The organism is Enterobacter sp. RCC_40, assembly GCF_041360735.1.
Classification (GTDB): Bacteria; Pseudomonadota; Gammaproteobacteria; order Enterobacterales; family Enterobacteriaceae; genus Enterobacter; species Enterobacter ludwigii.
In genome coordinates, this window is record NZ_JBFUPR010000002.1 from 398,728 (window position 1) to 419,362 (window position 20,635).

Below are 20,635 nucleotides of genomic sequence, written 5' to 3' on the forward strand. Positions count from 1 at the left end.
GACAGGCGGATGCATACGCTTCCGGGGTAAATGAGCGATGAGGCCTGCACGGTCATGCCGCGCAGGCAATAGTCAATATCGTCAATACACCTGCGGGAAACGTCCCTTCCGGGTTGATATTGATCCGACTGATGAGAGTGCGGCGGTGGTCAATGCCATTGCCGAGCGCATCCGCCAGCAATTTTTACAGCTGGCCTGCCGATAAGATATTTGGATTTAAAGAGTATGAAGAAAATGACCTCCCAGAACTTTTCCTGGGATGATTTGAAAACTGTTATGGCTATAGGTGAGCACGGTAATCTGTCACGCGCCGCAGATGCTCTGGGCATCAATCATTCCACCTTGTTTCGTCGGTTGGGGGCCATTGAGACGTCGCTGGCATTAGCCCTCTTTCTGCGTCGCCGTACCCACTACGTTCCGACAAAAGCCGGAACCGCGCTGATCGCCCTGGGACACCGCATTGAAGAGGATATCCACTATGTTCTACAGAACATTGAAGAGGATGAATGCGGTTTTTCGGGGGAGATAAGGGTGACCACGTCGGATGCCCTTTTGCAGGATTACCTTAACCCGCTGATCGCGTCATTTAGCCGGGTAAATCCCCACATTACCTTTCAGGTCTCGACAGGAAATGAATCCGTCAATTTGTTCGATGGCGGGGCGGATATCGCGTTTCGAGCCACCAGAGACATTCCGGAGCATCTTTCCGGCCGCAAGGTGGGATCGGCGTTCTGGGCAGTGTATGGTTTACGTGAACAATGGGAAAAAAAGCAAGTCAATGCTATGGCGCTCACGGAGCATCGCTGGGTCTCCTTCCATTACGCAATGTCTAAGTTAAACGCCTTTCTGTGGATTGAAAAAAATATTCCCGAGAAAAATATCACCTTTCGCGGCGACTCCGTTCTCAGTGTTGCGTCGGCAATCTCAAGCGGGATTGGGATCGGTTTGTTACCCTGCATGCATGGCAATCAGATAGATAAACTGGCTCAGATTAGCCCCATCGTGGAGGGACTGGGTGAAGACATTTGGCTGCTCGCGCATCCTGATGTGAGGAAATCAGCAAAAATAAGGGAATTTATGAATCACTGTTCCCACTATTTAGCAGAAAACAGAAAGAGAATATTCGGACAGACATGTTAATTCCTTTTTTTATATAAAATTCATTAATATTTCACAGCGTTCATTTTTGCAATAAGCCCTTTGCAAAAATGAACGGACAAAAGAATATTTCGTTTTGTATAGTTTTCCCGAGTTCACGAATCAGGTCCTTAATACACTGATAAATTTAAACAAACATCGCGGAAATTATTATGACGATTAAAGCAACACCTGCAGCAGCCAAAAATCTGTTAAGCCCGGAAAACCATGCGCTGATCCTGCTGGATCACCAGAGCCAGATGGCGTTCAATGTGAAAAATATTGATATCGGCCTGCTGAGACAAAATACCGCAGTCCTCGCGGAAACAGGTAAGGGGTTTAATATTCCGACCCTTGTTTCGACGATTTCACGCCATGATTTTGCGGGCCCGGTATTTCCTGAAGTTTCAGCGGTTTTCCCGGATGACGCGTCGTATGTTAACCGATCCACCTCCAACGCATGGGAAGATGGTAATTTTGTTGATGCCGTCAACAAACTGGAGCGCGACCGCCTGGTGTTTGCAGGTCTGTGGACCTCGGTCTGTCTGAATGGTCCGGTTCAGTCTGCCATTGAGCAAGGTTTTGACGTCTATATCGTCACAGACGCCAGCGGTGACATGAGTGCAGAAGCTCATGAACGCGCTGTGCAACGCATGATTCAGGCTGGCGCAAAGCCGATTACTGCCCTGACTTACCTGCTTGAACTGCAACGTGACTGGGCACGTCATGAAACCTACGAACTGACCACTTCGATCAGCCAGAAACATGGCGGAGCATTCGGTATTGGCATCCAGTATTGTGCAGATATGGTTCACGCCTAAGATAACTCGCCATACGATTTTTTTTGCTGGGGGAGTGGAATGACCGTATGGCCGGTATGCGGGCAGGATGCAGTATTCCTGCCCGCATGATTTTTCTGAGTACTGTTCACTTCTCTTCGTTCCCCCTCGCTCGCCGTTTCGGCTGCCTGTCTTACCCCGAATTCTTTTGAAAACCATTCCGAACAAACATGGCATCCAGCATTGAGTAAAAAATGAGTGATGAAATTGACACCCAACCTACCAACTGGTAGGTTGGTTTTCGTTCGCTTTCCAGCCAACCGGATCCGGGCCTGAGAACGTTATTTTTTTACCTAAGCGATAAGTGAGATCGGTAATGGAGAAAAAGCATGAGTTAGCGGCAGGGCCATCCATTCAGGGAGATGGCATTGCGGAAACAACGACAGCGACCGAGGTTTTTTCCGGCCCCGGCATGAGTATCAACCTGCGTTTTTGCCTGATGAAAGAGGTTGCGGCGTATAAGGCGCAGCAGGGTCAGGCAATTGCCGACCCTGAACAGGAACGGGACGTGCTTGAAAGAGCCTTTGCTGTCGCCCACGCGTCAGGGCTGGAAAGAGAGAGCGTCAGGTCTTTCATTCAACTGCAGATGGACATTGCGAAGGCTATCCAGCATTTCCATTGTGCCGACTGGCTCATGGAAGAAGACACACCGAGGACACCGATGCCGCTCTCTGCGGTGAGAGCAAAAATTGCCCATGCCGATGAATCAACGCTTCGCAGTATCGCCCGGAAATTAAAAACGGAGGGCGGCTTTTCCGGAGCTGATAAAGCGGCATTCATGCGAGAAATTCAGCATGAAAAAGTACGTGACAGAGATAAAGAGCGGCTCTGGGCTACAGTTAAAAAAATCCTGCGTCATTCATCCTGTGGCGCGTCTTAATGGGCGAGTTATCACGCCAGCAGCGAAAGACGTGCTTAATGTTTTCAGGAATACGTTCTCGCGTATTTGATTGTGTATTCACTGTGTGAGCAAAAATATGACGAACACTTCACTTTCCACCGGCCAAAAAATAGTCCGCCTGTGCCTGGTCGCGATTATTCCCCTTGTCTTGATAGCGCTGTTTCTCTGGTCAGGCGGCTGGCTGACGCCGAATCGTCTGACGTCTGACAAACTGGTTTCGGTATTGCAGAAATCGGGTGGGGAACATCCCGGTTTTCGCCGCAATCACGCGAAGGGCGTGTGCGTAGTGGGGGATTTTATCTCTAATGGCCAGGTCAGTTCGTTATCGCGAGCAGCGCTATTTGCCCCTGGCGAAACGCCAGTTACGGGCCGTTTCGCCATCGCAGGGGGTAACCCAAAAGCGCCGGATTATGCCGTTCCCGTGCGCAGCATGGCGCTGCAATTCAGGCAGAGCAACGGCGAGCAGTGGCGAACAGGCATGAACGCGATGCCACGCTTTCCGGTCTCTACCGTTGAAGACTTCTATGCGCTGCAAAACCTGACTCTGCCCGATCCGGTAACCGGTAAACCCAACCCCGATAAGCTTAAGGCGTTTGTGATCGCGCATCCTCAGATGCAACCCTACCTCGCCTGGGCAAAGCAGTATGTACCTTCATCCAGTTGGGCAAGCGATCGTTTTAATAGCCTGAATGCATTTCGCTTTATTGATAAAGCGGGTAAAGAGCATCTGGTCCGCTGGAGTATGGTGCCGCATATTGGCTCTCAGCCGATGAGCGAGGCGGATAAAAATGATAAAGATTTTCTGCAACACGATCTTGAAGAGCGTCTGAAGCAAGGGCCGCTGAAATGGGATCTGATGATTACCGTCGCTAAATCGGGCGATCCGGGCAACGATGCAAGCCAGGTCTGGCCTGAAGATCGGCAAACCATCAATGCCGGCATCCTCGTGCTGACGCGTGCAACACCGCAGCAAAACGGTCCGTGCAATGACATCAACTACGATCCGCTGATTTTGCCCGATGGCATTGCCCCTTCGGACGATCCTTTACTGAATGCGCGCTCGGCGGCCTATGCCAAATCCTACAATGCGCGTACCCGTGAACAGTCCCAACAGTCAGGAGCTGGCTTATGAAACAGGTTGCTTATTTCCATCCGGCGTTGCGCATTCTGCACTGGTTCATGGCAGCGGCTATCGTGGCAATGCTGTTTATCGGCATTGCGATGGTTTCAACCATTTCGTCGAAGCATGCCCTGCTGGTGGCGATCCACAAACCGCTGGGGCTGATGATTCTGGTTCTGGTGGTGGTCAGGCTATGGCTGAGGTTTTATACCTCCGTCCCTTCGCTACCGGCTTCCATACCGGCCTGGCAGCGCCTGATAGCGCATCTCTCACACTGGGCGTTATACATCATGATGTTCCTTCAGCCCCTGATTGGCTGGGCGATGCAGTCAGCGGCGGGGTACCCCATCACCCTCGGCGGCGGGGTTGTTTTGCCACCCATTGTTCCGGTGAATAACGACTGGTTTGCCATTCTGCGCCCTTTGCACTCTCTGGTTGCGCTGATGCTATTTGCTACCGTGATGCTGCATTTGGCGGCCGCGCTTTTTCATGCGTTAGTGCTGCGTGATGGCGTCTTTGACAGTATGGCGGGGACCGGCAGACGGCGGCAGTAAAGGCGGCCTGTCGGTAGGTTTTCGCTCTGCTCTCTGATATCTTATTGATCTGTATACTGACAATGGGTTACGGCTATGTCCACCGAACGTTCACAGAAAGCAAACGACATTATATTTTTCACCCGACAATTGCTTACCACCGGTGGCTACCGAAGCTTCAGTTTTGCCGACCTTTCTGAAAAGGTGAATATTCGCAAGGCGAGTATTCACCACCATTTTTCAAGCAAGGCGGAGCTGGTAAGGGTCGTCGTGAGCGAGTATCGCCAGGAGGCCCGCGCCGGAATGCAGGCATTAAGCCATCAACTAAATAATCCGGTTGCCGAACTTCAGGCCTATGCCGATTATTGGGCCAAATGCATCCAGGACGGTTCTGCGCCATTTTGTATCTGCGCGATGCTTGCCGCCGAACTGCCGACGTTGCCGCCCGAAGTCGCTTCGGAAGTGACGGGACATTTCGCCGATCTCTCTGGCTGGCTGACGGAGTTGCTCCAGAGAGGAGAAAGGGAAAAATGCTTTACTGTCCGGTCAACCCACGCCAGCGAGGCGGGGCAGTTAATGGCAACGGTACATGGTGCCATGTTAGCCGCACGCGCGTTTAACGACGCGAAAGTATTTCAGCAAATCGTCCAGCCGGTGATCGACAATATTCTTGTATCGGATTGATCGCTCGATAGCACGACATTGCCCTTTTAACCTGCTTATAAGGGCGCAATGTGCACCTCTCCTGAGGGTATTCCGTACCAATAATTGACCACTCCGCACAAATTCTGACCGTTTAAGACGCAACGGGGGATTAGAAACGACAATTTTTTCAAATTCCGCCTTCGTCCAATTTTAATAACCTGCTCTGTCTCATATTATCATGGTGTAAAAGGGAGACAGGGACACGTCTGAAGGCTAATCTTTGTTAATGACGATACGGCAAGCAACAACGTCGGGATGGCTGTCATGGACCGTTAAACGAGAGTATAACGGGACCGTTTCGTCCTGGAGTCTTATCTGGTTGGCTGGTAACAATTTGTGTCAGAATAGACGACAAGACATACCTATTTCCTTATTGGAGTCATCGCGCATGAGAATGGCAATCACCCTACTTTTCTTGATTATTTCGACCTGTTCCTGGGGAAAGGAACTCCCTAAGCTTGAAGGGAAACCCGTGTTAACCATCTCCGGGAAAATCGAGAACAGTAATCAAAATGGCGCTGCAGTCTTTGATATCGCTGGCCTGGAAAAAATCGGCCTCGTTACGATGCGTACCCGTAACCCATGGTATAATGACCAGACAAGCTTTGAGGGTATTCCCATGAAAAAACTCATGGAACTGGTCGGCGCCAAAGGCACTGTTCTGAGTGTAACCGCGCTCAATGATTATACGACTGAAATTCCCATTGAAGACTTCACAAAATATAACGTGATCCTTGCAATAAAAATGAACGGCCAATATATGCGCGTTCGCGACAAGGGCCCTCTGTTTATTGTCTATCCTTATGAAAGTAACAAAGAGTTGGATAACCAGGTCTATTACTCGAGATCAGCATGGCAGATTAGCAAAATGGTCGTAGAGTAATAATCTGGAGAAATGCATGAACAGGATCCTGGTAGGCATTATATTTTTCCTATTCATTACAACCGGGTATATTTCATTTCTTTTGCATGAGCGGCAGGAGGATTTGCAAAAACTCAACCATTATAAGGACTCTTGGTCTGTGTCTCAGATGGTTTCAGAATACTACAGGCTGGAGTCGTGGATCAGCCGTTATTCTGACAATAATCCTGATATCACCATGGACGATCTCCGCATGCGGCTGGAGATCATGCTTAGCCAGCGTGAGTTACTGAAAGAAGGCGATTTAGGGAAATATGTAAAGTCGAATAAAAACCATAATGCACTGGCAAAAAACCTGCATGAAACGCTTGATTACCTTGATCATCATCTGGAAGGGATGAGTCGCGCTCAACTTGCTGATTATCTTGAGAAAATGTATGCGCTTGATTCCGCCCTTAGCCAGTTTTCATCCAGTGCACTCTCCAATGATGTTAACTCCATCAACGAGACAAACCAGAATATACAAAACCTGTATCGTATCTATTCAGGCCTTTCGGTTCTGCTGATTATTTTAAGTGCGATATTGGGTGTTTTAAACGTCTGCCAGAACAGGAAGATACTTAAAACTCACCGACAGGTTACCAGCCTGGCAAATGAACTTCAGAAATCGAAGGAAATACTCCAGCAACAGAATAAAAAACTGGCGTATGACGTTTACCATGACTCGTTGACGGGGCTTAAAAACAGGCTTTATTTCTGGGATGATCTTATTAATAACATCTCGATAGCGAGCCGCATACACAGGCCAGTCACGGTCATGTTGTTTGATCTCGATCGCTTTAAAGAAGTCAATGACAGCTTTGGTCACGATGCCGGCGATCTGTTATTGCGTGAGGTTGCGCACCGGTTATCCTCCATGAGCAACGAAACAAATACATTCTATCGCCTCGGGGGCGACGAGTTTGCATTATTGTCTCATGAGCTGACGGAAGAAAGTGCCGTTAATCTGGCCATGGAAATCTGTGAGTGCATTAAAAAGCCTTACATAATAGGTAACTCTAACGTCACCATTGGTACCTGCGTCGGTATTGTTGTTTCAGAGTTAGAACGACGTTCAGATTACCTTTATAAGTTTGCCGATCTGGCTCTGTATGAAGCTAAACGTGCAGGCTTAAACATGATCAAAGTGTTTCGCCGCATTATGCTGCAAAAGCTCGAGGAAAGCAGAACCCTGGAGCGTGATTTATCAGTGGCAGTCGCAAATAAAGAGTTGGTCGTTTACTATCAGCCGATTGTTGATTCGTACACCACTGAAATATATGGCTATGAAGCCCTTCTGCGCTGGAATCATCCCGTTAAGGGCATCATTGCGCCGGATGATTTTATTTCGGTAGCAGAGAAAACGGGATTCATCCATGAGATAGGCAAAGCCGCGCTTGAAATCGCCTGCAAGGAAGCGACGACATGGAAGGTGCCGGCAAGGATCTCTGTCAACGTGTCTCCGGTGCAGTTAAGCAGTATGAATTTTGTCGATACAGTACGCGCAGTGCTGGCTGAAACGGGGTTGCCCGCGACCCGACTCGAACTGGAAGTGACGGAATCTTCGCTGTTTACCGACAGTGAAACCCCCATCGAAATCCTTATGGCACTCAGAGTGCTGGGCATAAAAATCTCTATTGATGATTTTGGTACGGGCTATTCCTCCCTTTCAAGATTGATTCAGTTAGGCTTTGATAAAATAAAAATCGATAAATCGTTTGTGCGAACAATATCCACGGATGAAGAAACTCAGACCATCGCAAAATTAATGGTCGGCATGGCGAAATGCCTGGATATGGTAATTATTGCTGAAGGCGTTGAAACCAATGATCAACTGTTATGCCTTCAACGTTTAGGGTGTGATTTGGCACAAGGATATCTCTTTGGAAAGCCCGCGCCCTTTATCAGTCAATCAATCAAAGCGGGTGAAACACTTGTTTAATCCTGCGGTGACGCTCCCTGGTCAACACGTGTGCCTGGCGCCTGGAAGAGAAGAGAGGGCGATATGCAGGCGCAACGGCTGATGGGGGAGGGGTATGAACCGTACGTTGAGCAACAGGGTGACAGACTGACCTACTCTTTGCCGGTCGATTCCGGATTTGTCAGTTTTAACTTCACGTTTGATCTTCGCCAGACCGATCTGGATGTCCTGCTGTCGAGCGATTACAGGCGAGCCGTCCTCGAGATCACGGCCCACACTTTGCTCCAGCATTCGACACTGAAGGGGAATGACCGTTTCACTCAGAAAGACTTCGACAACCTGGTCGCAGTCACACTCCACGCATCGCTGGCGCTTTTGCACATATTCATTTCGCGCGTGAGCCGTGAGCACAATATTGCCATTGACCATTATGTCGAAGAAATACTCCACCGACGAACGCGCCGCGACTGAACAGGCCCGAAGCCTGATCAATGTGTTCCTGATACTCCCCTCAACGCAAACATGACTGCCCCTCAACAGAAGCAGCCTGCATCTGCAATTTGCCGCAGCACGGTCGCGTTATTCGGCAAAGTTCAACAGCGCGTTACCCTCCAGACGATAGCGTACCCATTCGTTTTGAGGTAATGCGCCAATGCTGAGGTAAAAATCAATCGCGGGCTGGTTCCAGTCCAGTACGCTCCATTCAAGGCGTCCGCAGCGCCGTTCCACGGCGTACTGCGCAATTTTCCTCAGCATCGCTTTTCCCGCGCCCTTGCCGCGATAATCGGGGGAAATATACAAATCTTCCATGTAAATACCGTTACGTCCTAGCCATGTGGAATAGCTGGTGAAGAACACGGCGTATCCGGCGATTGTCCCTTCTATCTCGCAGATTAATGCTTCGGTATGGCTGCCGTCGCCAAAGAGTGTTTCGCGAATCTCATCCGGTGTGGTGACCACTTCTTGCGGGGCTTTTTCGTAAACCGCCAGCTCATAAATCATATCGTAAATAGCGGAGGCATCTTCCGGGCGGGCCTGGCGAAGGCTGATACTCATATGTTTTCCTGTCTTTTTTGCAAGGCATCGTTATTGATGGCGTTAAGCATAGGGGGTATTGTCAGAAGAATTAAGTGCAATGAAATCACCCTATGATGAATATTATGCATCCAGCGCTGCGACGTCTTGATTTAAACCTGCTGCTCATTTTTGACGCCATTTATCGGCACTGTTCCGTTCGCCTCGCCGCGGATGAACTGGCGATGAGCACCTCTGCGTTGAGCCACGCGCTGTCCCGGCTGCGTATTGCGCTCAATGACCCGCTATTTTACCGGGAAGGCCACCGGATGTGCCCAAGCGTGTATGCTACCCAGCTCGCACCGTCTATTGCATCAGCACTGAAATTTCTCAATCAGGAGCTGACTGTTCAACCGGCGTTCGTGGCTTGCGAAAGCACGGAGCGGATCCAGATTGCGATCACGGACTTTACCGCGTTGTGCATTTTCCCGACGTTGATGCAGAGACTGCAGCAGGAAGCGCCTGGCTTGCGCTTTGATTTACGCTATTTGCCACACAGCCCGGCGCTGAACGAACTGTTGGCAGGAGAAGTGGATCTGGCGCTGGGATTCAGTACACCCGACGATATCCGCCACAATGAACTGGACGAGATAAACTGGTTTGAGGATGAGTATGTTGTCATCAGCAATACCCGCCGAACACAGCTGACGCTGGAAGATTATCTTGCCGCACGGCATCTGGTGATAACCCCCTGGAACGAAAAGCAGGGGGTACTGGATTTACGGCTTGAGCAGTTGGGGTATACGCGGCAGATAGCGCTTAAGACGCCATCCATGCTGAGTGCCCCGTTTATCGTTGCGGAAAGTGACCTGCTAATGGCCATTCCCCGTTTTGCTGCTGAGAAGCTGAAACATGCTGCCAGTATTCAGATTTTTTCATTGCCGTTCACCATAAGCCCGTTTGAAGTAAAGATTTACTCGCATAAACGCAGTGGCCAAAGAGGGGCAACCAAATGGCTGAAGACGACACTTCACATGCTGGCGGACGAGTTGCCGCAAAACATTTATGGCCATGAAACTGACAGTCGAATTTGAATGAGGGTAAATGCCATGCTTCTGGAACAGTTGAAAACGCTGGAACGCACGCTTCATGGCAGCAGGCGCAACGATCGTGAATGGCTTGAACAGATACTTCACGACCAGTTCAGGGAAATGACACGATCAGGTATGTTGATCGATCGTTCGCAGACAATAGAGGCACTTTCTGCCGAAACAGTTATCCCGACCATTCTCAGCAGCGATTATCAGCTCATCCAAATACGAGAGGATGTCGCAGTATTGCACTACAGGACATTCAATGCGGACGGTACTCGCCCGACTTTGCGTTCTTCGTGTTGGGAGCGGGCCGGGAGCGGGCAATGGAAACTGGTATTCCATCAGGGGACACCTGATGCGGAGAGAGGATAGGGTCCCAGGAGCGCACCGCAGAAAACGATATCTGGATCTCAAGTGGGGAGAGTTAAGCCAGCCGACGGAGTGGCCTGAAATAGCGGCATTACTCCGCACTCATTTTAAGTTTATGGGGTCGCTTATCGCTCGTAGCAAACCTTGCGGCTCTTATGTCGGTCCGCTTTGTGCCAGATATAGTCATTCACTCCCTGAGAGTTACACTTTTAAGTGACTCAGGGTATGCGCTTATTGATTACGAATATTGTGCCAGAATCATGTGATTTGATGATTGCCGCTTTGCTTTCGAGCCAGTAAGTGCTCCACGTTCGCTAACGAATACTCAGGGCATGCAGAAAAACTGCTGACTATATTTCTTTCGAAGAGCGTGGAATGCATACCAATCCCCGATAAAAAGGAGTTGGTGATGGCTGCGAAAGATCAGTTTGCTGCTCATGTTGGTTTGGACTGGGCGGATAAAAAACACGATGTCTGCGTTCAGTTTAAAAACGGTGATCGCATATTTCATGTGATTGAACATACGCCTGAGGCACTTGATATCTGGCTCAATGAGTTACACCAGAGGGCGAAAGGCAGGATTGCTATTGCCGTTGAGCTGAAGAAAGGCCCGGTGGTGTATGCACTCCAGAAGTACCCATTTGTCACTGTTTTTCCAGTACACGCGTTGTCACTGGCCCGCTACCGACAGGCTTTCTGGCCCAGTGGTGCGAAAGATGATCCGCAGGATGCTGAGCTGGCATTAGACCTGATGCTACGTTATCCCCACAAGATAAAAGCCATTGAAGCCGACAATCCGGATATCCGATTACTCCAGCAATTAGTAGAGCAGCGCCGACTGCTGGTTGAAGACAAGCGTCGCTTTGTTAATCGGCTCATCAATACGCTTAAGCAGTATTACCCCCAGCCCCTGGAATGGTTCTCCCATCGGGGCAGCTCACTGTTCTGCAAGCTAATCATTCGCAGGCCGAGTCTGCAACAACTCAAACGGGCTCGCAGCGATACTGTCCGTCATTTTATGAATGCTAAAGGTGGTCCTGCTGTTGCTTATACCGAACAGCGGGTTGCAAGTATTGCCAGCGCTATTCCCCTGACCACTGATAAAACTGTCATCGAGGCAAATGCATTGATGGCAACAGCACTTGCATCCCAAATCAAACTGGCAGGCGACCTAATCAGAACCTACAACGAACGTATTGAATCCTTATTCGATACGCTTCCGGATGCAAAACTGTTCAAATCACTCCCTGGAATGGGGTCGTGTATGGGCCCTCGGATGCTTGCCGCACTGGGTGATAACCGCGACCGCTTCAACAGCGCATAAGAAATTCAAAACTACGCTGGCATCGCACCAGTAACCGAGCGAAGTGGTCAAAAATCCTAGGTACACTGGCGTTGACAGTGCGCAAAGTTCGTCCGACAGACATTCGTGGAATGGACTGCGAAGACGGTTAACTCAACGTACAGGGCCAGACTTTATTACCAGGGGCAGCGAGAAAAAGGGAAATCTCATCAGTCAGCAATCCGGCTCTGGCGTTTAAATGGATAAGGATCATTTACCGCTGCTGGAAGACCAGAACCTGGTACGACGAAGCGAAATATTTGCTGGCGTTGGAAGCGCGAAAGTCGCCCTTACTGAAGCCATAAAAAGCTTGTCGAATGTCTCAGGGCGTGAAGCGGACATTACATATGCCACCTAAATATATACACTTAACACCATCAATGGGTTTAAAAATAAAGAAAATCACTCTATTGCCGATAACATTTATAATTTAAATCTAGAATTGGATGATAAATAAATGTCGACATTGAACACTGAAACTAAAATCAAGATAACTGAATTAATAATGGTCTTTATTGCAACTCTCCCAATGGGAATAGCAAATATTTTGATAACAAAAAGTCAAAACGATGAAAGACTTGCTTTCGAGAGACAAAACGCGCAAAGTATTCTCTCTGTTCAAAATAAAGAGTTATTCATAAAAAGTGCAGAGCAAGGTTTGAATTCACAGAAGCTAGATATTGATTTTTTAAGAACAAGCTATGAAGAATGCCAAAAAGATGGAGAGTTGTCAATTGGGAAAATAAAATCTTATGCTGATGCTTACTATTCTTCTTCAGAAAAGAAAAATATCATGATTGCAAAGGTTCAAACAAACTGCTTATCAAAAAACAATAATAAATCAGTTGATAGCCAAGATAAGCCGAATTACAGCATTGAGCATTACAAGAGTCTTGGGTTCAACTATTTGCAAAATAAAAAATTTCTGGAGGCAGCAGAGTCATTCTCTCAGGCAACTCAAATGACACCCGTAGATGCTTCTTTGTGGAATCAAAAAGCTTATGCACATTTTAGATCAGGAAATTATACTGATGCAATGAATAGTATTTCTATTGCGCTTAGGATTGGTAGTGATAATGATAAAGTAAGAAAATACATGGCCATTAATGCTGCTAAAATATTATGTGCGAAAGGAGATGTAAATGATGGGAGAAATTACATACAACAATCAATAAATGCCATTCCGGATTTATTGCCAATGGTTAAAAAAGATTTAGAACTGGGGAGTGTTTGTAAAATTGATCTCAGTAAATAAAAATGTTCTAATTGCTTTAAAATAAAGCATTTGTTTTGCTTATTTGTGAAAGTGGATGTAAGTAAAGTCCGCTTCTCGCTCAAAACGGCCATATCAAATGGATGCATGACAGGTTTGGCTGGCATCAAGAAGCGGGCGTTTGAGCATTTGCCCATGTAAACGGTGTCCCTTCAGAGCGCATTTGACTATGTGGATGAGGCCTTTGACGTGTGGCGAACGCTCTCGTCATGCCTGGCAACTGGATATCTCGTGGCTCGAACATAGGGGATTAAACGCCAGGATGAGACAGCAGCAGAGGGCAATAACATCCCTGCTGAGGATCAGCTTTCGCTGGAGCTTGAGGTTTCGCCTGTCGCGACGGAGAGCACTGCAGTGCCCGCCGTCGGGGAACAAGCAAGCATTTCCGGCGATGTGAGGCAAATCCAGAAGGACAACCCTGTATCCCGCTCATCGTCCGTAGGGTCAACGTTCTGGTCAGTCTGCCAGAGAGTGTTCTGCCAGGTGAAAAAGGTGATTCGGGATCAGTGGTGATTGAACTTGTGGCGACGCATTCCCGGTGAGAGAGCCGGATGAGTTCAGAGCCGGATGAAAACGCACCACTGTTTTCAGGACGAAATTTCGATCTGACTGGCGATGAGCGCATCCACTTTAAGCTGTACCGGCGTCAGCAGATCGACACCTATCTCCGGTACATGCAGGAAGACGATGAGGCTGTAGCGCGCTTCAGAATCATAGCGGTTCAGAGCTCGTCGTGTTTTCCACCAGCCCTGGCCCGGGGAAACGGCGAGGTACCCACAGTTAGCCAGCTCTGCCGCAGTGCCTCGCCAGATATCCTGATGCAAAGACCCTTTATGACGCTGTCGGTGCCCCAGGAGCCAGTTTTTGTCGTTTCCCGACGCAGCTAAAACAGCTTCGCTCGTCTCTGCTGCAGCGTTGATTCGTGTCCGAAATGCTTCCAGCCTCTCCGTCGGACGTTTCATGGCAAATCGTAAACGGTGTGAAGGATAGCTGAATTTAGACACTGTTACCTTGGGCTGACGACCAAAGCAGAGTCACGCGCATTTTCATCGGCGTGACCTGTAGGGTAAGCGGTTTGGTTTAGCTGCGAGAAGGACTAATCTTACGCATGATATATGTCATTGGTGTTTGCATGCGAGAATGGGTGTCTGCTTAGGGTAAGAATCGGACAGTAAAAATATCATTTCGTATCGGTCAATTATTAAAAACCAAAATGTATTTTGAAATAAATTAAGGTGATGATATTTTACTGTCATCATATGTTAGTGTTGGAATTTGACTTAAGGGGTAGGAATGTTCATTAAGTTATCAGGATGTTTTCATGCTGTAGGAAATGGCACTTTTTTTACATCAAAAATAAGAGGGGAAGATGGCAGTGAATTCAACTGGGGTTATGATTGTGGCTCTACCAGTCAAAATGTCATAAATAATATAATCAATTCCTCTTGTGTTGAGTTCTCAGACGGTGAGAGTATAGACATGATGGTTATTTCTCATTTTGACGATGACCATGTTAATGGATTGATAGCTTTATTAAGAAAGCATACAATAAAAAGATTAGTGCTTCCCTATAGTGATTGGACTCAGGCTGTTAGGGAAATATCAATAGATGGAATCCGTGGAGTATCACCTTCTGTTGCACTTTTTCAGTTAAACCCGGCGCTGTGGTTAAATAATAACAACCTTTCAAATCGTGTGGAAAAAATAATTTTAGTACAAGGCAATGGTGGACCTGGGAATCCTGATGAACCTAAAATTTCTGACAATCCTCTGATTAATCTTGTTGACCCTTTGATACTCAGGGATGATTCCGATGGTCTAGACGTTTCAGAACAAGAAAGACACATAAATGATGCCAGGGATAATGTGTTTTTTGATTTAGGCAGTCCAATCGATACCAGTGAGGTAAAATTATCGAAAATTAACCACACACAACCTATTTGTGCACTCAATGGTTTTTTTGAGTTTGTATTTTATAATGCTGAAAGGACATTTAAAAAACTCAATCTTGTGTATGAGAAAAATGATGAGTTTTATGCCAGCCAATCTCATATTAAACTTACTGATGCTAAAAAGGATATTCAGCAAACTATTGAGAGTATTAACCTGCACCGAGGTATCAGCTCTAGTATTGATGTAAAATGGCGGGAAAAGTTAAAAAGTTGCTACCAAAAGCATTTTGGTAACACTAGTAAAGCCCAGAACAATATTTCTTTATGTATGTATGCATCACCTAAAATTACCCCAAGTGGTCACAGTTTTATCTTCTGTCAAGATCATGATAGTTATCAACTTCATTCTTCCGGATTAATATTTACTGGGGATATTAATCTAACAACCCCTGTTCTGGATGATTTTGAGTTACATCTGGGAATTGAGCGATGGATGAATTGTGGATTGTTTCAGATCCCTCATCATGGTTCTGCCAGTTGCTGGGAGAAAGGACATTCCAAAAGGATCAAACCTGCTTATTTTGTTCAATGTGCAAGCCCTACATTAAAACATCCCAGTCAGTTTGTATTAGATGATTTGAATGGTGAAAAAAGCATTGTTTATAACGCATCTCGACAAAATTCAGTGCATTTCACATACGATTCCTGGTTGCGTATGTAAGAACAAAATATCGCGAATTGTTAGACAGAAAATTTTTATGGTAATGTTATTGTGTAACGTTACCCGTCTATAATTTAAAGCAGGCTCTGCTCCTTGCTTATTGCAATCCCTTATCCAATTTGTATCAGGAGTAGCTTGTTAAGCTTACTGAATTTTTATTTTAAAAAGATGGGTTCAAATAATTGGTACTTTAGGAGATCTCATGGCAATCTTGTTTTGCAATATTGGATGGATGAAACATTACAACGGTATTGATGGTGACTCAATCGAGCGAGGAGGTGAATACAACCAACATTCCACAGGTCATGAAGTCTGTAACTTCAGCAACAATGCTGGCTTTTTATACGGTTATGTACAACCTACTGGCCAAATTAAAATAGATAGGTTGGGAGCCAGTAAAAAAGATGACTATGTAAGTGGCGTATCTGTTGCGTGGACAGCAGGACCTAAAACCGGGGGACAACTGTTATCGGTTGGTATCAGGATGCAACTGTTTTTCGTGATGCTCAGAAGATTGTAAAACCGAATGCGATTCAAAAAAAGAATGGTGTCATAACATTTCGAATTAAGGCTCCCTCTAGTAAGGCGATATTACTTCCAGTCGAACAGCGAGAATTAATGATTCCACGACGCATAAAGGGTGGAATAGGGCAAAGTAACGTTTGGTTCGCAGATAAAGAGGAAAGTCAAGAGATTGTGAACCGCGTTAAATCGCTTATCATTAACGGGGCTTTTCCCGTTTTTCCTGATGTCGATCAAACCAGCTCTTTTCTTGAGGGTAACCCGCGTCTCGTTGCACATTTGCGACGAGAGCGAAACCCTGCAGTTGTTAAAAGCAAGAAAGAAGCTGTTCTCCTTGCCACAGGAAAACTCTGCTGCGAGGCGTGTGGTTTCGATTTCAAAGAGGTATATGGAGCAATTGGCAGCGGATTTTGTAAAGTGCATCACCTTCAGCCGTTGTCCAAAGCTGATGGTGTAGTGAATACAGAACTGACTGATCTGGCAATTGTTTGCTCAAATTGTCACCGTATGATTCATCGAACCGACCCTATGCTTTCTATTTCAAGATTGGTGAAACATCTTCAGTGCAAGCATTGACAATCTGGCGAACCTATACTTATGGTCTGCGTTAAAACTTGTTAAGTATTGCTAACATCTACGATCTGCTCGGTTGAACGATCGTTGTGCATACTTACAGTTGTTACGTCAGCTACGCGCTTAAAGCGACCATATCTAATGGATGTAGGATTTATTATCCACATTTAGGGCGACAATAAGGGGGCTACGTGAATGGCTGGTCCCTGCACGGAAAATTCGTACAACTGTCTGCCTTAACCCTGCAGGCCATTAAAATGTTAAAGACAGCTAATGCGGTAAGGAATTTACCGTCCTCCGTTCAGTGAAACAGCGGTCAGCCCACCTCTGGGGGCCTGATGGCTGAACGGTCGCGGCCCAAAGATGCACACGCCAGTGAAGCGCTGGTAGGTAATACATACTCTGAATTAATGGAAACTGGCGTTACGCATTGGGTCGCTTGGGAACATTCAGGAAGGGGAGTCCATTAAGCACTTGCTCATGGCCATGCAACTTCCCACTCTTGCGCTAATGGCGGGCAGCTTTCATGCCGCTTTCGTCTTACCTGATACGCATGCATCTTTCCCTGAATATCTGACCCATGAAATCCCCTCTATCACGTAGCTTCTGCATTTCCTTGTTGAAATCGAATCCACCCTCGGCAGGGGATGTCCGACGTTCGGCAGGAACTTTACTGGTCCGCATGGCTGTCACGATGAAATGCTGAAGAGTTACCTGCTTCATGACCTGAGCTTCGTCAGGCCGAAGATAGGGAAGCAAACCGAAAACCTGATGTTCGAAGTTTTTCTGTTCTTCTTTGATTTGATCGTCGGGCACGCGCTTTGTCGGACGGCTGTCTTCATACATCAGTTCATACAGGGAGACGTTATTGGGATAGCCCCGATCTGCCCGAAATACAATCTCTGCAGCCAGTGAGGCGCTTTCCTGAAGCTTGAGACAATGCAGCTCTGTTGCCCGGCGTCTGGCTTCCGCAAGCTGCGTATCTTCCACCTCCTGCTTTTTCACATTCAGCATAAAGAAAGCAGATAAGACATTCCCCATCCCGGTCGCAAAGGTAATCAGCAGGGTAAAGATAATGCCCTGAAGCAGTCTTTTTCTGGAAAATTCCTCGTTCATTCTTTCTCTTCCTTAGCCCGTCAGGCCTTTCGACATAAGTAGCACCTATCCCGTTGCCCCCGAAGTTTGCGTGTTGTTACTATCAGGGAAAGGCATCAGCGTTGCATGCTAACGCAACAGCGAAGGTGATGAGCACTGCCATATTTTGCGGCTGAACGTGATGATTCATTACTACACATGATCCACATATCCTTAAGTCAGAGTTGCTATGAGTGCATTCAGCCCATACGCGCTGGCGCTTCATCTAAGTCAGGTTTCCACAGGTGGTACTGTGCATACGTACAGATTCGCTTTATGATAGACTTATCTGTCGAGACTGAAGTGGGAAACGGGATACTGTCTGAATGAGTAAAACCAATAAATTAAAGATCATTGATCTGTTTTGTGGCGCTGGCGGCTTGTCCTGCGGCTTCATGAAAGGGAAGAATGGCGCTCGTTTTGAAAGCGTTCTGGCTCTGGACAATGATAAGGCGGCCATCAGAACGTACAACGCCAACTTTGGCGAGCATGGCATCGTCGCCAACATAGAAGAGTGGATCACGGAAAATACCGTGCCTGAAGCGGATATTGTTATCGGTGGGCCGCCGTGTCAGGGGTTCAGTTTACTCAATAAAAACCGGGAAGGGGACCATCGACGCGCGCTCTGGGAACCGTACATGGACATCATTGAGCGATCAGGCGCTTCTGTCTTTGTGATGGAAAATGTCCCGGGTCTGTTAACCAGTGATGAATTCCAGGATATCCGTGAACGTGCGGAGAGTATGGGCTTTTTGCTTCTCAACCCCTCTGTGCTGAATACGGCAGACTATGGTGCCCCCCAGACGCGCAAGCGTGCCATTGCGATCGGCATTAAGAAAGACCGTTTTGTGCTGGGGGGCATCCCTGCTTTCCCGCCTGCGCCGTCGCACCGGCATCCCGATAAAGCCGGAGATCTGCCAGCCTGGCTGACGGTCAGAGAATTGATCGGTGATTTACCGGAGCCGGTTGGTACAGAAGTACGCGATCTGCCTCCGCCTTTAGATCTGCATTTTGGGCGAAACCCGACAGCACTGTCTCAGGAGCGTTATCGCGCTGTGCCGGTCGGCGGGAACCGTTTCGACTTACAAAAGAACAGACCCGATATTACGCCTGCCTGCTGGATCAAAAAAACGTCCGGCGGTACGGATTTGTTTGGCCGGTTGTGGTGGGAACGTCCTTCCGTAACGATCCGCACCGAGTTCTTCAAACCCGAGAAAGGGCGTTATCTGCATCCGGAATCACACCGCCCAATTACGCACCGGGAAGCGGCGCGCCTGATGAGTTTCCCGGATGATTTTGTTTTCCTTGGGTCAAAAACCGAGATCGCGCGTCAGATTGGAAACGCGGTTCCGCCCGTGTTTGCACAAAAGATTGCGACCTATGTGCTTACTTTAATGGAATATCAGATTCAACATGGCGAGAAGATCGAAGAAGAGCGAACCGGAAACGCTGCGTAAGCAGCTCCTGGCGTTAATTACCGATTTTGAACACAAGCTCGCAGAGGACTCCCTGCGGGAACAGGTTCTTTCTCTCATCCCGGCCAATCATCTGCTGCGGGATCTCGGCAGCTCTCTGATGCATGAGGAGGGCTGTAATTCGGCACGCGACCGCATTCTGGCATATCTCCTCAAATATCCTCGCGTCATCATTCATGGGGACGAACTGATGGTGGTGGCCGGGATAAGTGAATATGCGCGTCGGATAAGAGAGCTCCGGGTTCAGTTTGGCTGGTCCGTCTTAAGCGGTACCACGCTTAAGGAAATGATTGAACAGGATGAGATAACGCTGGAAGAACTTCAGGCCCGCACAATGACCGTCCTCAAAACGGATGTCTATGCACTGATGGCGACGGAGCAGGACAGGGAGGCCGCCCTGCGATGGAATGAGGCCAATGTTCTGCGGCGAAGTAAGCTTTCGACGAAAGACAAAATTCTCTCCTATCTGCGTAAGAACGTTGGTCGCCCGGTAACTGGCGAAGAGTTACGTTATCTTGCAAACGACAGTAAGGAATGGGCCCGCCGTACACGCGAGCTGCGAACCGAAGAGGGCTGGCCAATTGCCACCAGGAACTCAGGCCGACCGGAGCTTGAAGTGGGAGCCTATCTGCTCGAGGAAGATCGTCAGGCGGAGGTTCATGACCGGAAAATCCCTGACCCGGTGCGCGTAGCTGTCCTCGAGCGCGATCATCACGCCTGCCGGAACTGTGGCTGGTCGCACGCCCGTAAAACAGCAAATGACCCCCGAACGTTCCTTGAACTGCATCATATTGAGCATCATGCTGACGGCGGTGAAAATACGCTGGATAACTTAATTACGCTCTGTAATGTCTGCCATGATGACGTTCACCGCCGTAAAGTGTCGGGGGATGCGCTTTTACACCTATTGAAGGGAGCCTGACATTCGCGGGTGTTAGCGTAATTTGTTACGGGCAGGTCATTCATTTGCGTAGCTGGAGTAACGTGCTTGCCGGATTTTGCTATTCAATCCCCGGGGGCCTGCAATCAGTCGCTCGCGACTTTCAATAGTGCTCTGATTGCAGGTTGTTCCTCGGTCCCTCATCTTCGCAATTCAGAGTAAACGAAAGGCTGATATGTGCAGGGTTACTACCCAGGTCATTCATAACGTAAAGCTCCGGAGCTATCTC

At 47.9% G+C, this 20,635-nt stretch carries 20 protein-coding genes and 1 pseudogene; 18 read left to right on the top strand and 3 right to left on the bottom strand.

The features are described from left to right. Window positions 1-225 precede the first annotated feature (225 nt). The 9 genes from AB6731_RS10015 (at window position 226) to AB6731_RS10055 (ending at window position 8,528) form a co-directional block, all read left to right on the top strand. A complete protein-coding gene (locus AB6731_RS10015; RefSeq protein ID WP_049022504.1) occupies window positions 226-1,140 on the top strand; it encodes a LysR family transcriptional regulator in 915 nt (304 codons plus the stop codon). A gap of 170 nt (window positions 1,141-1,310) precedes the next feature. Continuing rightward, window positions 1,311-1,958 carry an isochorismatase family protein gene (locus tag AB6731_RS10020; protein ID WP_333061234.1) on the top strand — a complete coding sequence of 216 codons (648 nt, stop codon included), beginning with the start codon at window positions 1,311-1,313 and terminating at the stop codon, window positions 1,956-1,958. Between the two features lie 334 nt (window positions 1,959-2,292). Next, on the top strand, window positions 2,293-2,856 hold the full coding sequence (gene aroQ, locus AB6731_RS10025; protein WP_371006300.1) for a gamma subclass chorismate mutase AroQ: 564 nt from the start codon (window positions 2,293-2,295) through the stop codon (window positions 2,854-2,856). A 97-nt stretch (window positions 2,857-2,953) separates the two neighbouring features. Further along, complete coding sequence (locus AB6731_RS10030; protein WP_371006301.1) at window positions 2,954-4,009, top strand: catalase family peroxidase; 1,056 nt, start codon at window positions 2,954-2,956, stop codon at window positions 4,007-4,009. After that, window positions 4,006-4,551, top strand: a complete 546-nt coding sequence (locus AB6731_RS10035; protein ID WP_020885056.1) for a cytochrome b — start codon at window positions 4,006-4,008, stop codon at window positions 4,549-4,551. The genes AB6731_RS10030 and AB6731_RS10035 overlap by 4 nt, the downstream gene beginning before the upstream one ends. Before the next feature lie 75 nt (window positions 4,552-4,626). Continuing rightward, window positions 4,627-5,214, top strand: coding sequence for a TetR/AcrR family transcriptional regulator (locus AB6731_RS10040; RefSeq protein WP_014169035.1), 588 nt, complete (start codon window positions 4,627-4,629; stop codon window positions 5,212-5,214). Window positions 5,215-5,623: 409 nt separating this feature from the next. Continuing rightward, complete coding sequence (locus AB6731_RS10045) at window positions 5,624-6,118, top strand: molybdopterin-dependent oxidoreductase (RefSeq protein ID WP_020885054.1); 495 nt, start codon at window positions 5,624-5,626, stop codon at window positions 6,116-6,118. Window positions 6,119-6,134: 16 nt separating this feature from the next. Further along, a complete protein-coding gene (locus AB6731_RS10050) occupies window positions 6,135-8,078 on the top strand; it encodes a bifunctional diguanylate cyclase/phosphodiesterase (RefSeq protein WP_047955203.1) in 1,944 nt (647 codons plus the stop codon). Between the two features lie 63 nt (window positions 8,079-8,141). After that, window positions 8,142-8,528: a hypothetical protein gene (locus tag AB6731_RS10055; RefSeq protein WP_041162472.1), complete on the top strand. Its 387-nt coding sequence runs from the start codon at window positions 8,142-8,144 to the stop codon at window positions 8,526-8,528. 108 nt (window positions 8,529-8,636) lie between these two features. Here the strand turns inward: AB6731_RS10055 and AB6731_RS10060 are convergent, their stop codons facing one another. Then, the gene (locus AB6731_RS10060) at window positions 8,637-9,113 is read right to left on the bottom strand and encodes an N-acetyltransferase family protein (RefSeq protein ID WP_371006302.1); all 477 of its coding nucleotides are present in this window, start codon (window positions 9,111-9,113) and stop codon (window positions 8,637-8,639) included. A gap of 92 nt (window positions 9,114-9,205) precedes the next feature. On the opposite strand from AB6731_RS10060, the gene AB6731_RS10065 reads away from it, so the two are divergent. The 4 genes and pseudogenes from AB6731_RS10065 (at window position 9,206) to AB6731_RS10080 (ending at window position 13,131) form a co-directional block, all read left to right on the top strand. Beyond that, window positions 9,206-10,165, top strand: a complete 960-nt coding sequence (locus tag AB6731_RS10065) for a LysR family transcriptional regulator (RefSeq protein ID WP_020885050.1) — start codon at window positions 9,206-9,208, stop codon at window positions 10,163-10,165. 15 nt (window positions 10,166-10,180) lie between these two features. After that, window positions 10,181-10,537 carry a DUF4440 domain-containing protein gene (locus AB6731_RS10070; protein ID WP_371006303.1) on the top strand — a complete coding sequence of 119 codons (357 nt, stop codon included), beginning with the start codon at window positions 10,181-10,183 and terminating at the stop codon, window positions 10,535-10,537. Between the two features lie 406 nt (window positions 10,538-10,943). After that, a pseudogene (locus tag AB6731_RS10075) lies at window positions 10,944-12,181 on the top strand (IS110 family transposase). Between the two features lie 152 nt (window positions 12,182-12,333). Beyond that, complete coding sequence (locus AB6731_RS10080; RefSeq protein WP_371006304.1) at window positions 12,334-13,131, top strand: tetratricopeptide repeat protein; 798 nt, start codon at window positions 12,334-12,336, stop codon at window positions 13,129-13,131. 605 nt (window positions 13,132-13,736) lie between these two features. On the opposite strand, the gene AB6731_RS10085 is transcribed toward AB6731_RS10080, so the two are convergent. After that, window positions 13,737-14,111 carry a hypothetical protein gene (locus AB6731_RS10085; protein ID WP_371006305.1) on the bottom strand — a complete coding sequence of 125 codons (375 nt, stop codon included), beginning with the start codon at window positions 14,109-14,111 and terminating at the stop codon, window positions 13,737-13,739. Window positions 14,112-14,442: 331 nt separating this feature from the next. On the opposite strand from AB6731_RS10085, the gene AB6731_RS10090 reads away from it, so the two are divergent. From AB6731_RS10090 to AB6731_RS10100, 3 genes are all read left to right on the top strand, one after another. Continuing rightward, complete coding sequence (locus AB6731_RS10090; RefSeq protein ID WP_371006306.1) at window positions 14,443-15,762, top strand: hypothetical protein; 1,320 nt, start codon at window positions 14,443-14,445, stop codon at window positions 15,760-15,762. Between the two features lie 202 nt (window positions 15,763-15,964). After that, window positions 15,965-16,282 carry a hypothetical protein gene (locus AB6731_RS10095; protein ID WP_371006307.1) on the top strand — a complete coding sequence of 106 codons (318 nt, stop codon included), beginning with the start codon at window positions 15,965-15,967 and terminating at the stop codon, window positions 16,280-16,282. Between the two features lie 98 nt (window positions 16,283-16,380). Further along, window positions 16,381-16,860 (top strand): HNH endonuclease, encoded by a 480-nt coding sequence (locus AB6731_RS10100; RefSeq protein ID WP_371006308.1) that lies wholly within the window; start codon window positions 16,381-16,383, stop codon window positions 16,858-16,860. Window positions 16,861-17,397: 537 nt separating this feature from the next. Here the strand turns inward: AB6731_RS10100 and AB6731_RS10105 are convergent. Beyond that, window positions 17,398-17,973: a hypothetical protein gene (locus AB6731_RS10105; RefSeq protein WP_371006309.1), complete on the bottom strand. Its 576-nt coding sequence runs from the start codon at window positions 17,971-17,973 to the stop codon at window positions 17,398-17,400. Between the two features lie 344 nt (window positions 17,974-18,317). Between AB6731_RS10105 and AB6731_RS10110 the strand changes: the two genes are divergently transcribed. After that, on the top strand, window positions 18,318-19,448 hold the full coding sequence (locus AB6731_RS10110; protein WP_371006310.1) for a DNA cytosine methyltransferase: 1,131 nt from the start codon (window positions 18,318-18,320) through the stop codon (window positions 19,446-19,448). Next, entirely contained in the window at window positions 19,405-20,388 is a 984-nt protein-coding gene (locus AB6731_RS10115) for an HNH endonuclease (RefSeq protein ID WP_371006312.1), read from the top strand. Before AB6731_RS10110 ends, AB6731_RS10115 begins: the two co-directional genes overlap by 44 nt. Window positions 20,389-20,635 lie beyond the last annotated feature (247 nt).